Source organism: Escherichia coli, from assembly GCF_036503815.1.
GTDB lineage: Bacteria > Pseudomonadota > Gammaproteobacteria > Enterobacterales > Enterobacteriaceae > Escherichia > Escherichia coli_F.
In genome coordinates this window covers 3,537,079-3,553,167 of the sequence record NZ_AP027764.1, presented here as the reverse complement: position 1 = coordinate 3,553,167, position 16,089 = coordinate 3,537,079, and the positions used below count along the sequence as shown (strand labels likewise).

At 49.0% G+C, this 16,089-nt stretch carries 12 protein-coding genes, 1 tRNA gene and 1 pseudogene; 6 read left to right on the top strand and 8 right to left on the bottom strand.

The window, feature by feature from the left end:
- Positions 1-30 precede the first annotated feature (30 nt).
- The 3 genes from ybcI to folD form a co-directional block, all read right to left on the bottom strand.
- A complete protein-coding gene (gene ybcI / locus AABJ99_RS17100; RefSeq protein ID WP_039021580.1) occupies positions 31-552 on the bottom strand; it encodes a metal-dependent hydrolase in 522 nt (173 codons plus the stop codon).
- 107 nt (positions 553-659) lie between these two features.
- On the bottom strand, positions 660-872 hold the full coding sequence (gene ybcJ, locus AABJ99_RS17095; RefSeq protein ID WP_000190288.1) for a ribosome-associated protein YbcJ: 213 nt from the start codon (positions 870-872) through the stop codon (positions 660-662).
- Between the two features lies 1 nt (position 873).
- Entirely contained in the window at positions 874-1,740 is an 867-nt protein-coding gene (gene folD, locus AABJ99_RS17090; protein WP_000729155.1) for a bifunctional methylenetetrahydrofolate dehydrogenase/methenyltetrahydrofolate cyclohydrolase FolD, read from the bottom strand.
- A gap of 471 nt (positions 1,741-2,211) precedes the next feature.
- Between folD and fimA the strand changes: the two genes are divergently transcribed.
- The 5 genes and pseudogenes from fimA to sfmF all read left to right on the top strand — a co-directional run bounded on the left by fimA (position 2,212) and on the right by sfmF (position 7,851).
- Positions 2,212-2,754, top strand: coding sequence for a type 1 fimbrial major subunit FimA (gene fimA, locus AABJ99_RS17085; RefSeq protein WP_000776555.1), 543 nt, complete (start codon positions 2,212-2,214; stop codon positions 2,752-2,754).
- 219 nt (positions 2,755-2,973) lie between these two features.
- Positions 2,974-3,666, top strand: coding sequence for a type 1 fimbria chaperone FimC (gene fimC, locus AABJ99_RS17080; RefSeq protein ID WP_039021581.1), 693 nt, complete (start codon positions 2,974-2,976; stop codon positions 3,664-3,666).
- 30 nt (positions 3,667-3,696) lie between these two features.
- Positions 3,697-6,305 (top strand): annotated as a pseudogene (gene sfmD / locus AABJ99_RS17075) (fimbrial biogenesis usher protein).
- Positions 6,306-6,317: 12 nt separating this feature from the next.
- Entirely contained in the window at positions 6,318-7,325 is a 1,008-nt protein-coding gene (gene fimH, locus AABJ99_RS17070) for a type 1 fimbria D-mannose specific adhesin FimH (protein ID WP_338387388.1), read from the top strand.
- A 10-nt stretch (positions 7,326-7,335) separates the two neighbouring features.
- The gene (gene sfmF / locus AABJ99_RS17065; protein ID WP_039021582.1) at positions 7,336-7,851 is read left to right on the top strand and encodes a fimbria assembly protein; all 516 of its coding nucleotides are present in this window, start codon (positions 7,336-7,338) and stop codon (positions 7,849-7,851) included.
- A 2-nt stretch (positions 7,852-7,853) separates the two neighbouring features.
- Here the strand turns inward: sfmF and fimZ are convergent, their stop codons facing one another.
- Positions 7,854-8,486: a fimbria biosynthesis transcriptional regulator FimZ gene (gene fimZ / locus AABJ99_RS17060; RefSeq protein WP_000805420.1), complete on the bottom strand. Its 633-nt coding sequence runs from the start codon at positions 8,484-8,486 to the stop codon at positions 7,854-7,856.
- Positions 8,487-8,728: 242 nt separating this feature from the next.
- Here fimZ and AABJ99_RS17055 point away from each other — a divergent pair.
- Positions 8,729-8,805: transfer RNA gene (locus tag AABJ99_RS17055), tRNA-Arg, on the top strand.
- 45 nt (positions 8,806-8,850) lie between these two features.
- On the opposite strand, the gene envY is transcribed toward AABJ99_RS17055, so the two are convergent.
- The 4 genes from envY to nrfB form a co-directional block, all read right to left on the bottom strand.
- On the bottom strand, positions 8,851-9,612 hold the full coding sequence (gene envY, locus AABJ99_RS17050) for a DNA-binding transcriptional regulator EnvY (protein WP_001177464.1): 762 nt from the start codon (positions 9,610-9,612) through the stop codon (positions 8,851-8,853).
- Between the two features lie 182 nt (positions 9,613-9,794).
- Positions 9,795-10,685 carry a DUF4434 family protein gene (gene ybcH, locus AABJ99_RS17045; protein ID WP_039021583.1) on the bottom strand — a complete coding sequence of 297 codons (891 nt, stop codon included), beginning with the start codon at positions 10,683-10,685 and terminating at the stop codon, positions 9,795-9,797.
- Positions 10,686-13,658: a bacteriophage adsorption protein NfrA gene (gene nfrA / locus AABJ99_RS17040; RefSeq protein ID WP_039021584.1), complete on the bottom strand. Its 2,973-nt coding sequence runs from the start codon at positions 13,656-13,658 to the stop codon at positions 10,686-10,688.
- Positions 13,645-15,882 (bottom strand): cyclic di-3',5'-guanylate-activated glycosyltransferase NrfB, encoded by a 2,238-nt coding sequence (gene nrfB, locus AABJ99_RS17035; RefSeq protein WP_000383913.1) that lies wholly within the window; start codon positions 15,880-15,882, stop codon positions 13,645-13,647. Before nrfB ends, nfrA begins: the two co-directional genes overlap by 14 nt.
- Positions 15,883-16,089: the final 207 nt, after the last annotated feature.

Below are 16,089 nucleotides of genomic sequence, written 5' to 3'. Positions count from 1 at the left end.
CTATTGCCGGATGCGAGTTTTCGCATCCGGTTATCGTCTGCGCCACCACAACATTCCCATCAGTAGCATCCCCGGCAACCACACCCACATCAATTCAGAAATAATCACTTGATGCCCGTACGGCGTGGTGTAACGAGACAATGCAAACGGCGCGACTTTAATCACCTGCCAGGGAGCGAAAAAGCGTTCATCTGACCACGGCCACAGCCAGCCAACGCCTTTACCGCCAGTGGTTACCGAATCCAGCAAGCTGTGCGATAGCAACGAAACGGTTAAAAACAGCCAGCAGCGAATCAGCCCAGCCCTGAACCATCGACGTCCAATCAGCACACATAACAGCGGGACAACAAACGCAAACACCAGCGAATGGGTGAACCCGCGATGACCAAAAACATTGCCGTAAGCAACGCCAAATTTAAATGTCAATACATCAGCATCGGGCAGCATCGCCAGGACGATTCCGGCAAATAACAGGCGCGGAGGGATGACTTTTGAACCCAACCCTAAACCAATGCAAAGGGGAACGGCGGCGTGCGTAATAACGGTTGGCATGATGATCGCTTCGGCAAAATGTCGATGCTATCAGCATGGATGAACGGGGCGTAGAGGGCAACAGTCTGAAAAGAGAACCGGCCTGTTGATACAGGCCGGGAAAGGGATCAGGCAACAACCTGTACGCTGTGACCTGCAAAACTTACTGTCTGCCCGGCGACAATTTTGCAGCGTTTGCGCGTTTCAACCGCGCCGTCGACTTTCACCTGGCCTTCGGCAATCGCGATTTTCGCCTGCGCACCGCTTTCGCTCCAGCCTTCCAGTTTCAGCAAGTCGCACAGCTCAACGTGCGGATGTTTACCTAAAGAAAATGTCGCCATGTTACTCACCCTGTGGATCATGATATTCAACGCACGCCTGTAGCGTGTTTTCGATCAGCGTGGCAACCGTCATCGGGCCAACGCCGCCCGGAACAGGCGTAATGTATGAGGCGCGTTTAGCCGCGTCTTCAAACACGACGTCGCCCACAACTTTGCCATTTTCCAGACGGTTGATGCCGACATCAATCACAATTGCGCCTTCTTTGATCCAGTCACCGGGAATAAAGCCTGGCTTACCGACGGCAACGATCAGTAGATCGGCATTTTCTACGTGATGACGCAGATTTTTAGTGAAGCGGTGAGTCACGGTGGTGGTGCAACCTGCGAGCAACAGTTCCATGCTCATTGGGCGACCGACGATATTCGATGCGCCAATCACCACGGCGTTAAGGCCGAAGGTATCAATGTTGTAACGCTCAAGCAGTGTGACGATACCACGCGGGGTGCAGGGACGCAGACGCGGCGCGCGCTGGCACAGGCGACCGACGTTATAAGGATGGAAACCGTCTACGTCTTTGTCCGGGTGAATACGTTCCAGTACTTTGACGTTATCAATACCCGCCGGTAACGGCAGTTGGACCAGAATGCCATCAATGGTGTTGTCGGCATTCAGCGCATCGATAAGCTCCAGCAGCTCCGCTTCGCTGGTGGTTTCCGGGAGGTCATAAGAACGGGAGACGAACCCGACTTCTTCACAAGCTTTGCGTTTGCTTGCGACATAAATTTGCGATGCAGGGTTGCTACCCACCAGTACTACGGCCAGTCCTGGTGCCCGCAGTCCAGCTGCAATACGTGCCTGAACTTTTTGAGCAACTTCAGAGCGCACCTGCTGCGCAATCGTTTTACCGTCAATAATCTTTGCTGCCATCAGAGAGAGGATTCCATCTGTTACGTAGGTCGAAGGGGATGCGCCTATTTTGTCAGAAGCGGGGCGCGCTGTCAGGTTTCGTTTCAGATTTATCGCGTGAAGCGACCTCTTGCGAAGGTGAGGCGCACCGTCGCTGAGATTGAAAGCTTCATTTTTCGTCCATGATGACGTTGTAAATCTGGAACTGATTTATTTCCTTGTCTAAGGATTAAGATAATTTAAGAAATACCTGACAATATAAAAAGAATTTTCAGCCTGGTAATTTACCGCTTCAGGTCTATATTTGTGTTGAATATATTTTGCGCGGAAATATTCATCTAACGGGGCTCTCTATTTTTTAGAATAGAGTGCATATTTTCAATTAAGACATTCTTAGAGGATAAAAAGGAATTTTACTACTATCAGTGTCTTAAATAAAGTAATCGGTTATATACGGATGTGGAGTCGATAAATGAGATTGAAGGAATATATATGAAATTAAGATTTATTTCGTCTGCGCTGGCTGCCGCACTATTCGCCGCTACGGGTAGTTATGCTGCCGTTGTAGATGGCGGTACAATTCACTTTGAAGGCGAACTGGTGAATGCTGCCTGTTCAGTGAATACTGACTCGGCAGACCAGGTTGTCACACTCGGTCAATATCGTACCGATATTTTCAATGCTGTTGGTAATACCTCTGCATTAATTCCATTCACTATACAGTTGAACGACTGCGATCCTGTTGTTGCCGCTAATGCTGCCGTTGCATTTTCTGGTCAGGCGGATGCAATCAATGATAATTTATTGGCCATTGCATCCAGTACCAATACAACAACAGCAACGGGTGTCGGTATTGAAATACTTGATAATACATCTGCAATTCTCAAACCTGATGGGAATAGCTTCTCAACCAACCAGAACTTGATCCCCGGGACCAACGTTCTTCATTTTTCTGCGCGTTATAAAGGCACCGGTACAAGTGCATCAGCAGGGCAAGCAAATGCTGACGCGACTTTTATTATGAGATACGAATAATCAAAACTACGTAGTTTTGAATTATATATCACGTCTTATAACAAAGTAATGTACCGGTTGTCTGAAGCGGTATGGTGGCAATGTAAATCGAAATCACGCTCACTTTGTATCATGCCGCTTTATTAAATGAAAAGGGAATGATGTGTTGTAATAAACCAAAGCAATCATTTCTTTATATTTCTTATTTTTGCCGTCAGGAATACACAAGGCGTATTAACTATGATGACTAAAATAAAGTTATTGATGCTCATTATATTTCATTTAATCATTTCGGCCAGCGCCCATGCTGCCGGAGGGATCGCATTAGGTGCCACGCGTATTATTTATCCCGCTGATGCTAAACAGACTGCGGTATGGATTAGAAATAGCCATACCAATGAGCGCTTTCTGGTCAATTCGTGGATTGAAAACAGTAGCGGTGTAAAAGAAAAGTCATTCATCATTACACCGCCACTGTTTGTTAGTGAACCCAAAAGCGAAAATACCTTGCGTATTATTTACACCGGTCCACCGCTGGCGGCAGATCGTGAGTCTTTGTTCTGGATGAATGTTAAGACGATCCCTTCGGTAGATAAAAATGCATTGAACGGCAGGAATGTTTTGCAACTGGCGATTTTATCGCGCATGAAGTTATTTCTCCGTCCAATTCAACTACAAGAATTACCCGCAGAAGCGCCGGACACACTCAAGTTTTCGCGATCCGGTAACTATATCAATGTTCATAATCCATCACCTTTTTATGTCACCCTGGTTAACCTGCAAGTGGGCAGCCAAAAGTTGGGGAATGCTATGGCTGCACCCAGAGTTAATTCACAAATTCCCTTACCCTCAGGAGTACAGGGAAAGCTGAAATTTCAGACCGTTAATGATTATGGTTCAGTAACCCCAGTCAGAGAAGTGAACTTAAACTAACCGAATCATCTGACAATATCAGAGCTAATTATGAAAATACCCACTATTACGGATATTCCGCAGAGGTATACCTGGTGTCTGGCCGGAATTTGTTATTCATCTCTTGCCATTTTACCCTCCTTTTTAAGCTATGCGGAAAGTTATTTCAACCCGGCATTTTTATTAGAGAATGGCACATCCGTTGCTGATTTATCGCGCTTTGAGAGAGGTAATCATCAACCTGCGGGTGTGTATCGGGTGGATCTCTGGCGTAATGATGAGTTCATTGGTTCACAGGATATCGTATTTGAATCGACGACAGTAAATACAGGTGATAAATCAGGTGGGTTAATGCCTTGTTTTAACCAGGCACTCCTTGAACGAATTGGCCTTAATAGCAGTGCATTCCCCGAGTTAGCCCAGCAGCAAAATAATAAATGCATTAATTTACTGAAAGCTGTACCTGATGCCACAATTAACTTTGATTTTGCAGCGATGCGCCTGAACATCACTATTCCTCAGATAGCGTTGTTGAGTAGCGCTCACGGTTACATTCCGCCTGAAGAGTGGGATGAAGGTATTCCTGCTTTACTCCTGAATTATAATTTCACCGGTAACAGAGGTAATGGTAACGATAGCTATTTTTTTAGTGAACTCAGTGGGATTAATATTGGCCCGTGGCGTTTACGCAACAATGGTTCCTGGAACTATTTTCGCGGAAATGGATATCATTCAGAACAGTGGAATAATATTGGCACCTGGGTACAGCGCGCCATTATTCCGCTGAAAAGTGAACTGGTAATGGGAGACGGTAATACAGGGAGTGATATTTTCGATGGCGTCGGATTTCGAGGTGTACGGCTTTATTCTTCTGATAATATGTATCCAGATAGCCAGCAAGGGTTTGCCCCAACGGTACGTGGGATTGCCCGTACGGCAGCCCAGCTAACGATTCGGCAAAATGGTTTTATTATCTATCAAAGCTATGTCTCCCCCGGCGCTTTCGAAATTACAGATTTGCACCCGACATCTTCAAATGGCGATCTGGACGTCACCATCGACGAGCGCGATGGTAATCAGCAGAATTACACTATTCCGTATTCAACAGTGCCAATTTTACAACGCGAAGGGCGTTTCAAATTTGACCTGACGGCGGGCGATTTTCGTAGCGGTAATAGTCAGCAATCGTCGCCTTTCTTTTTTCAGGGCACGGCACTCGGCGGTTTACCACAGGAATTTACTGCCTACGGCGGGACGCAATTATCTGCAAATTACACCGCCTTTTTGTTAGGGCTGGGGCGCAACCTCGGGAACTGGGGCGCAGTGTCGCTGGATGTAACGCATGCGCGCAGTCAGTTAGCCGACGACAGTCGTCATGAGGGGATTCCATTCGCTTCCTCTATGCGAAATCAATGAACACTTTCGGCACCAATTTTCAGTTAATGGGTTACCGCTATTCGACACAAGGTTTTTATACTCTTGATGATGTTGCGTATCGTCGAATGGAGGGGTACGAATATGATTACGATTACGACGGTGAGCATCGCGATGAACCAATAATAGTGAATTACCACAATTTACGCTTTAGCCGTAAAGACCGTTTGCAGTTAAATATTTCACAATCACTTAATGACTTCGGTTCGCTTTATATCTCAGGTACCCATCAGAAATACTGGAATACCTCGGATTCAGATACTTGGTATCAGGTGGGGTATACCAGCAGCTGGGTTGGCATCAGTTATTCACTCTCATTTTCGTGGAATGAATCTGTAGGGATCCCCGATAACGAACGTATTGTCGGACTTAATGTTTCAGTGCCTTTCAATGTTCTGACCAAACGTCGCTACACCCGGGAAAATGCGCTCGATCGCGCTTATGCCTCCTTTAACGCCAACCGTAACAGCAACGGGCAAAATAGCTGGCTGGCAGGCGTTGGAGGGACCTTACTGGAAGGCCACAACCTGAGTTATCACGTAAGCCAGGGCGATACCTCGAATAATGGGTACACGGGCAGCGCCACGGCAAACTGGCAGGCCGCTTACGGTACGCTGGGGGTCGGGTATAACTACGACCGCGATCAACATGACGTTAACTGGCAGCTGTCTGGCGGTGTGGTCGGGCATGAAAATGGTATAACGCTGAGCCAGCCTTTAGGGGATACCAATGTTTTGATTAAAGCGCCTGGCGCAGGCGGTGTACGCATTGAAAATCAAACTGGAATTTTAACCGACTGGCGCGGCTATGCGGTGATGCCGTATGCCACGGTTTATCGGTATAACCGTATCGCGCTTGATACCAATACGATGGGGAATTCCATCGATGTTGAAAAAAATATTAGCAGCGTTGTGCCGACGCAAGGCGCGTTGGTTCGTGCCAATTTTGATACCCGCATAGGCGTGCGGGCGCTCATTACCGTTACCCAGGGCGGAAAACCGGTGCCGTTTGGATCACTGGTACGGGAAAACAGTACCGGAATAACCAGTATGGTGGGTGATGACGGGCAAGTTTATTTAAGTGGTGCGCCATTGTCTGGTGAATTACTGGTTCAGTGGGGAGACGGCGCGAACTCACGCTGCATTGCGCACTATGTATTGCCGAAGCAAAGCTTACAGCAAGCCGTCACTGTTATTTCGGCAGTTTGCACACATCCTGGCTCATAAAGGAAATTATCAATGAAGATAATCTGCAGGTCATTATTAGCAATGGCATGTTTGTGGTTAACAAACATATCCTGGGCTACTGTTTGTGCAAATAGTACTGGCGTAGCAGAAGATGAACACTATGATCTCTCAAATGTCTTTAATAGCACCAATAACCAGCCAGGTCAGATTGTTGTTTTACCGGAAAAATCCGGCTGGGTAGGTGTGTCAGCAATTTGCCCACCCGGCACGCTGGTGAATTATACATACCGTAGTTATGTCACCAACTTTGTTGTTCAGGAAACTATCGATAATTATAAATATATGCAATTAAATGATTATCTATTAGGTGCGATGAGTCTGGTTGATAGCGTGATGGATATTCAATTTCCCCCGCAAAATTATATCCGTATGGGAACAGATCCTAACGTTTCGCAAAACCTTTCGTTCGGGGTGATGGATTCTCGTTTGATATTTCGTTTAAAGGTTATTCGTCCTTTTATTAACATGGTGGAGATCCCCAGACAGGTGATGTTTACCGTGTATGTGACATCAACGCCTTACGATCCGTTGGTTACACCTGTTTATACCATTAGTTTTGGTGGCCGGGTTGAAGTACCGCAAAACTGCGAATTAAATGCCGGGCAAATTGTTGAATTTGATTTTGGTGATATCGGTGCATCGTTATTTAGTGCGGCAGGGCCGGGGAATCGACCTAATGGTGTCATGCCGCAAACCAAGAATATTGCGATCAAATGTACGAATGTTGCTGCGCAGGCTTATTTAACAATGCGTCTGGAAGCCAGTGCCGTTTCTGGTCAGGCGATGGTGTCGGACAATCAGGATTTAGGTTTTATTGTCGCCGATCAGAACGATACGCCGATCACGCCTAACGATCTCAATAGCGTTATTCCTTTCCGTCTGGATGCAGCTGCGGCAGCCAATGTCACACTTCGCGCCTGGCCTATCAGTATTACCGGTCAAAAACCGACCGAAGGGCCGTTTAGCGCGCTGGGGTATTTACGCGTCGATTATCAATGAGGTACGGAGAATGAGAAGAGTAATCTTTAGCTGTTTCTGCGGGCTACTGTGGAGTTCCAGTGGCTGGGCAGCTGACCCTTTAGGAACGATTAATATCAATTTGCACGGTAACGTTGTTGATTTCTCCTGTACCGTAAACACAGCGGATGTTGATAAGACGGTAGATTTAGGCAGATGGCCTACGACACAACTACTGACCGCTGGCGATACCACGGCACTCGTCCCTTTTAGCCTGCGGCTGGAGGGATGTCCTCCGGGTTCAGTCGCGATTTTATTTACGGGAACGCCGGCATCCGATACCAACCTGCTGGCCCTGGACGATCCCGCAATGGCACAAACCGTCGCTATCGAATTACGCAAGAGCGATCGCTCCCGGCTTGCGCTGGGCGAGGCGAGCCCGACTGAGGAGGTAGATGCAAATGGCAATGTAACGCTAAACTTTTTTGCCAATTATCGAGCGTTAGCCAGCGGTGTCCAACCAGGTGTGGCGAAAGCGGATGCGATATTTATGATCAATTATAATTAATATTATATTAATTCATATAATTTGGCGTAGTCGATAAGTTCTACAATTGAATGCAAACCGAGTTTGCCATAAATATTAGATTTATGCGCACTAATTGTTTTATTGCTAAGTAATAGTTTGTCGGCAATTTCTTTATTAGATAATCCGCTAACCAGATAGCGTAATATAGTCACTTCACGATTAGATAGCACCGTAGCTGTTGAATTATTGGTGCTGCATTTATTACTTTTTATATAGTTGAGCGTTTCACTGGGGAAAAAAGTGTATCCAGAGAGAATCATCTGAACGGCATGAAAAATATCATTCTGATCATTGCATTTACTGACAAAACCGTTAGCACCCGCTTGTATCGCTCTGCCCGCATAAAAGCATTCTGATTTTGATGATAAAAATAATACCTTCACCGTACTCTGGATTTGTTTGATTCTTTTCAGGAAGGTAAAACCGTCTGTACCGGGCAAGTCTATATCCATAATGATTAAATCAACAGGACGGGTTCGGAGATAATCGATGGTTATGCGGTAATCATCCGTTTTCAGGACAATCTGCAATTCACTGTTTTTTTGCAACAGAACTTCAATAGACATTCTGATGATAGGATGAGTATCCATAATGATCACCGACGTTGGTTTCATAGTTACCAGTCTCACAGGGTAGGACAATTTTCCGTTAGGGCTGGAAATTGTACTTTGATACATGAAAATACGGGTTTTCTTGATTCAGATGCGCAGCGGGGTGCGTTTGTTTGCCGCTATAGCGAAATAAATCAGAAAATCAGACGTGGTCGTTCACTTGTTCAGCAACCAGATCAAAAGCCATTGACTCAGCAAGGGTTGACCGTATAATTCACGCGATTACACCGCATTGCGGTATCAACGCGCCCTTAGCTCAGTTGGATAGAGCAACGACCTTCTAAGTCGTGGGCCGCAGGTTCGAATCCTGCAGGGCGCGCCATTTCTTCTTCATTTATGCCAGTCTTATCTGTTTCCGCTTTGCCCTTCACCACATCACTTTTTGTCGCTGTTTGGCGAGATAATTCAACGGTGTCAGGCCGTAAAACGCCTTAAAAACAGAGATAAAGTACGACGTGCTGCTATAGCCACATAATTGCGCTACCTGAGTGATATTTTTGTTATCCATCAATAACATCTGTACGGCGTAACGCATACGACACTCTGTGACAATCTGGCTATAGCTGGTATTTTCGTTTTTTAATTTCTTTTTGAGCAGGCTGGGGCTTAAACAGAGCGAACTGGCGACAATTCGCAGATTCCAGTAATGCTGAATATCGCTTTGAATAATGCGGCAGACGCTGTCGCGGACGCTGCTGCGTAAGATATACATCAGTAGGGCAATAAACCGCGATTGCTCAAGAAAGTTAGACAATACGGTAAAAAGCAATGCGCGCGTCAACTCCGCTTCGCAGGGTTTGCTGGGTTGCTGCTTGCTGTGGTTGGCGGCTAGCCGGAACACTTCCGGTGTACGGCTATGACAAGCGATAACCGGGGTAGCCAGCCGCGACCAGGGCTTTACACAGGTTAAGTTCTTATTTAAAAACAACAGATAATCGTTGATGATGTTACGGTTGATGTGGGTGATTAATACGTGATTTAACGTTGAGAGTTCAATGACGTTATTGTTGCACGCGAAGGCGGCCAGGTAATTTTTCGGAAGGGTAAACGTGGCATGGTTATTGACGCTTACCTCTACCTCTTTTTCGGTCAGGATCACCACGCAAGGTTCACTGCTGCTCAATTGCATTTCGCACTCCTCAGATATCAGAAACTCCGCTCAAAGGATCTATGCTTCCTGCATGAGTGATCGGCCCGTTCGCCGATAACGATCTTCTTTCTTTAGCACGCTTTTTAGCAATTAATCTTGATGGAATTCTGACGAGAGCGAAAGAGGTAAGCCAGGTCGTACCCGACTTACCTGGAGGAGATTTAATACTCGAGAATGCCGTGCGCGACGGGCAAATAGCGCAGAGAGAAATAGAGCGTGTCTTTACCGCAAGAGGAACGTTTCGCTAACAGTGAGGCAATTTCTGCGTCTGGCTTCGGTTTCGCGGTAAAGGTTTTGCCTTTACCGGCGACAAACAGTTCATAAACAATGCCGCTGGCAGGGGCGGAACTTTGGCAATCGGCGCTGGCCTGTAGATAACGTTCACGCTGTTCAGCGGTAAGTTTATCCACGCCGCTGCCATCCTGAACCCAGACATTAACGCCGGTTGCTTTAACGTGTTCCAGCAGTTGGCGATAGCCATCGGGCGACATATTTCCGGCGAAAAAACTACTGATATAAACCGGTTTTGCCGAAACATCGCTAATCAGCCGCTGCGCATTGTTTAACCACGTTAGCAAGGGCTGACGGGCGGCTTCGCTGCGCCAGTTCAGGTCGTCAATTTCCGCGCTGATGTACCAGCCATCCGGCGTTACGCCAGGCGCGGCGCTCCATAATCTGGCTTGCTGGAGATCGGCAGCCAGCAGGCGATTAAGATAGCTTTCCAGCGCCGCGGACGACTGTTTCTGGTGCATAAAAAATTCCGGATCGGCGTTCAGCCCGACAATCAGCTTCAGGCCAGCCTGTTGCGCAACTGCGGCACGCTTAAACAATAACGCGCGCTGTTCTGGCTGGGTGAATGCATCGCCGTAACGGGTCCATTGCAAAACCAGGGTATCGAAGCCTTGCAAACGTAACTGACTCATCAGCCCCTGCCACTGGGTATCGGTAACCTGACTATCACGGTTTTGTGGTTGCCAGATAATACCTTTCATCGCAAAGGAAAAAGGGCTGACCAAAAGCAGTGTCAGCAATACGAAAATGAACTTACGCATTTACCAGTGCACTCCAATGGTGAGAAACGCGTTGTTGCGCTCTCCGTTACGTTGATTAATCGCCTTAAAGGTATGTTGATACTCGACGCCGAGACTGACTTTGTGCGGCCAGGCGTCGTAGTGCGTCTCGCCGGTCCAGATATTCCAGCGGACCCCGACACCGCCAAGCTGCGCGCCCTGAGTGCCTTTATCCCGATAGCCGTTGTCCTGAACGTGAGCGTAAGGCTCAATAGTCTGTCCGTTCGCCACCTTCTGATGCCAGCTTACGCGATAATCTGCCGTCCACGCCTGAATATCCTGGCGGACATATTGCGCCGCATCGAGGTACAGGTTTTGGGCAAACCAGCCTGAACCGTTCGGGTGCCATTCGTCGCTGTATTTGCCGCCATTAAAGAATGAGGCGCTGGCGCGCAGCATGGTATCGGATGCGCCATTTTGCCCGTTCAGCGGCAACTGCTGTTCGACGGCGAGGAAAAAGATCTGATCGCGCAGCGGCTTCCAGCGCAGACCGGTGCCGGACATCGGATTTTTCACCGGCATCATCACCCCGTTTTCTCCGGTATCGGCAAATACACGGCTGTAAACCGAGAGCAGGTCGCCTTCCAGCAGCATATTGCGTCCGATGCGGTACTCGGCTTCCAGTTGCCCGTAGCTACGATAGCTTTTCCCTGGCGCTGCGCCGCCGACATTATTGTTAGCGGTACTCATTGCGCCGGAACGCAAGCCGATAGAAGAATCGAAACTGAACGTCCAGCTACGACCGACCTCCTCATGCAGACGGCGGAAATTGAAGCGTTGCTGATTTTGCTCTGGGGTCAGTGGGGTTATCAGCGCCTGATTATCAATGTCATCAATCACCAGCCGGGCATAGTGCTGCGTCGCAGGCATGTCATCCAGACGCTGGTTCACGTAGGCCAGTTGTCGGATAAGTGCCGGATCGTCCGGTAGCCCTTTATGCGCCTGTTCGAGCATTTCCCGCGACTGTGCGATATCACCGCTATCCCACAAGGCGTAACCGAGCGCTGCCTGGGTGTTGCTATTATTCGGTTCCAGTTCCAGAGCGGCGCGCAAATCACTCACCGCCGCCGGGACATTATGACGTTGGCGATAAATTGTCGCCCGCGCAACGTAAGCGTTGGCAGAAGGCGCAATATTGATTGAGCGCGTGAGATCGTTCAGTGCGAGTTCCGGCTGACCAGGAATGTAACGTTGCGCATGCAGCCACCAGTAGAGGGCATTGTTTCCCAGCCCACGTTGTTCTGCCTGCTGAAGCCAGCGATCGCGAGCCGCACCATTTCCTGCCGCCTGGGCGGTATTGGCAGCAGCAAGCAGATCCTCATTGCTCATGTCGTGAAGACTGATTTTCTGCCAGGCCGCCAGTGCGGTGGCGTAATCCTCAACCTGATACGCCTGATAGGCTACCGCACGATGTTGCCAGGCGTTCGGTTGCCGTTGTTCGGCCTGAAGCCATGCATACAACGCCACACCGGGTAGCGTGTCCCGATAACACTTTGCCAGACGGTTCCAGGCGGCGGCATCGTAGGAAGGCGACATATCGCCCAGCAAGCGAACTATTGCCGGGCAATTATCTGCAATACCCGGCAACTGACTTTGCCACTGACGTTGCTCCGCCAGCGGTAAGGGTTTCGATAAAATCGCCACCTTCGCCGGAGTTGCCAGGTAAGGATGACTTTCCAGCAGAGACGCCAGTCGCGTCATTAAAGTCTGGCTGACGCGCGCATCGCCCTGGAAGGGATAGCGTTGCAGCAACAAATCGGCAGCTTCGCGTGACTGCTCGTTCTGCATCAGTTGCCAGGTCAGTTGATCCAGGCGGGTAAGATTTGTCGGTTCTTGCTGATACAGCAATCGTGCCAGACGCAGAGCTTCAGCCTTGTTATGGGTCGCTACGCTAACGGTATAACGCTCCTCAAGCATTTCATTGGCGGGGAGGGTGGCGAGCAGTTTTTGCGCTGCGTCGTACTGACCTTCTTTTAACAGCACCGGTAGCGTCGCGCCAACAACATACTGGCGGTTATCGGCAAACTGTACCGTATAATTCGCCAACGCCTGAACGGGGTTGGCGCTGTATTTAGATAACAGATAGAGCCAACTTTTCTCTTGTGCGTCCGTGGTAAACAGCGGCTTATTTTCAATGAGATAATGCTGGAGGCGTGCTTTCTCGCCACGATAAGCCAGCGCGGTCGCGTAAGTAATATATGACTGCGGATCGGTGAAGATCCCCTGTGATTGCAGCGCCAGGATCCGATCATCCAGCTGCCCGGCAAGAAGCACGTCAAACCACTGACGGCGTTCTGCCGCGCTTAATGTGTTCTGCTGGCGTGCTTCATTGTATAGCGTATCTGCTTGGGACCATTGTTTCAGGTAGATTGCGCGTTGCAGCAGATCGGTTCGCAGCGTTTTTCCTTCCGTCGATGCAGCAAACGTCGCATCGTTCAGTTGCGCTCTGGCGACAGGTAATTGTGCCAGCCGCAGGGCATTCTGCCCGACTTCACTGCGACAACGCAGGGTCGGCGCAGCGTCGCACGCTTTTTGCTGGGCAAGCAGTTCTTCAACAGTCGTAACGTTTTTCACTTCAACTGGAATAGCCGCCAGACTGCGCTCAAGTCGGGCATCTCCTGGGTGACGTTTCAGTTGATCCTCAAGCAACAGCCGCGCCCGGTCATCATGACCAAAATGGCGATAGGCTTCCGCAAGGTATAAAGTCAGCGGAATATTATCCGGCACCTGCTGGTGTATATATTCAAATTCGCGGATGGCGGTTGCTTCGTCGTTATTTTTCTGTGCCTTCAGCGCCTTATCGAGACGGGGATAAATAACAAAATGGCGATAATCGCTCAGCCCCAGCTCTTCTGCGCTGGTGCCGATATTGTCTGCGAGTGCGCTGGTACTCAATAAAGACGTCAGCAGTAAACCAGACCATCCGATGACGCGATTAAGGTTATTCTCCTTCATTTTCGGACTCCAGTTGCGCAACCTGTTCTGTGTTTAAACCTGCTTTGAGTAATAGTGATTGCATCGAAACTTGTAATTCGCGTTGAATTGTCAGGACGCGATCCAACGTTTCCTGGCTGATAACGCCTTCGGTGACCAAAAACTTGCCGAGCGGCAGAGAACTGCGTTCATGGCGCAATAACAACACGTTAATTGCTGAACGATTAATATGACCGAGCGTGGTCAGTATTTCGGCGAACAGGAACTGATGCGGCACATACTGCCGCCAGATTTCACCGGCCTGTTGTTCCGTGAGCCACTGATGCTGAACCGCATTGTACAACATTGCCCGTGGATCGTGACCGCGTCGACGTGCATACCAGTGACGTAATCCGGTGACAATTTGTCCTCGCAGAACAATGACGTAACGCACTTTGCGTCCAACTTTACGCGTCAGGGCTGCCAGCGAAACCGGGTCAATACCATCTTCACTGCCGACAATTAACTCATCATTTTCCAGACGCAGCGGTAGCACCGCATAATGCAGCGCCACGGAGGCCGGCATCGCGGCAATCAGCGAAGAAGGGATCTGCCAGGCATCGATAGATTCCCACGCCACGCCGTTTTGCTCTGCCAGCGCCTGTGCCAGTTGCTCGGCGCTAATCAGCCCCTGCATCAGCATTGAACCGCCCAGGCGTAGACCTTCGACGCGATTACGCAGTGCTGTATCGAGTTGTTCTTCAGTGATGACCTGATTTTCCAGCAGAATTTGACCTAACGGGCGCAACGAGCGGGTATCGCCAGTGACGCTGGGGAAGTCATGCGTTGTTTTATCCCACGCGACGCGACGTGGATCGCCGTGTTGAAGTACCTGTTTTAACGCGCGCCAGTTGGCCATGAAGTTAATCAGGTTGCCCCAGAAAAGACGCAGGACAGATAGCAGCCCCTGCGTCAGGCCGTAGTAGCCAGTGACGAAAATCACCCGCTGTACGATACGGTTAACCATCAGGCCAAAGTTTAGCCACAGCAGGGTCATTAACCATGCGCTGCCGCTAAAAATAGAAAGGAAATGCCAGGCATCGGGCCAGAAACTTTCATACGCCAGCAACAGCAAAAGCTGGATCATCACCAGCATCGCGAGGAAGCTGACAAAGTTACTGATTGCCCCTTTGCGGTCACGCCAGAGAAAGTAGTTGAGTGTCAGGCTGGAGGTCCATTTATGGGTTTTAAAGCCCTGGAAAACAATGCCGATGATCCAGCGAGATTTTTGTCGAACCGCCGTCGAAAAGGTATCGGGGAAATATTCGCGCACGCAGATCATGTTTGACGTCCGCGCGTGCTGTAAAAATTTACGCTGCTCGCGTTCTTTGGCTTCGTCCACCACCGGAAAACGGACAAAAATTTCCGTCATACCTTTTTCTTTCAGGCGGAAACCAATGTCGTAATCTTCAGTAAGACTCTGCACGTCGAAAGCAATACCGTCACCGTCAGCTAACAGTGCGGTCACGGCGCGGCGGCTGAAACAAGTACCGACGCCTGCGCTGGGCACCTGTCCGGCGAGGGCTTCACGCACCGGAACATCTTTGCCATGCAGTTCTGAAAACTCATCAATGTAAGTCATGCTGGTGAAGTGCGTCCATTCGCGTTCGAATGGGTATACCGGGATCTGAATCAGATCTTTACGCTCGACCAGATAGTTGAACAGACGCAATTCCATCGGTGAAATTACGTCTTCGGCGTCATGCAGAATAAAACCAGCAAAAGCGAAATTGGCGCTACGCTCAAACTGGGTGATGGCGTCCAGCACGTTGTTCAGGCAGTCGGCTTTGCTGGTGGGGCCAGGACGCGCGCAGACTACCTTATGCACGTTTGGGAAGCGAGCGCACACTTCGTCAACATCACGCTGAGTATCGGGGTCGTTGGGGTAGGTGCCAACAAAGATATGATAGTTTTCATAGTCGAGCGTGGTCGCCGCCAGCTCGGCCATATTGCCGATGACGCCCGTTTCATTCCACGCCGGAACCATAATCGCTAACGGTTTTTCATCTGGTTTATACAGTTCGCGGTAACTCATTCGCGGGTAGCGGCGATAAACACTCAACTTGCGTTTAATGCGGCGTACCCAGTAGACGACATCAATAAAAAAATCGTCCAGCCCGCTGATGAACATGATGACCGCTAACGTTATCGCGATTACTTTTAAGCCATATAGCCAGGTTGCAAAAACATCAAGAAGCCAGTCCACACAAAAACCTTACATTAACGCTGGTTATGTTTAGGGTGGCGTATATTAAAGTTTTTTATGAATTGTGACAGCTTTTTATCATTAATAGGTAGGATTATTGCGGCACGTTATTTTTACACTGGTTATAAAAGTTGCCGATTGTGCAGGATGTAGGCAAAAGCGCGGAGGTGAAGGTCATAGTGAGGAGGATAGGCGGCAACCGATCAG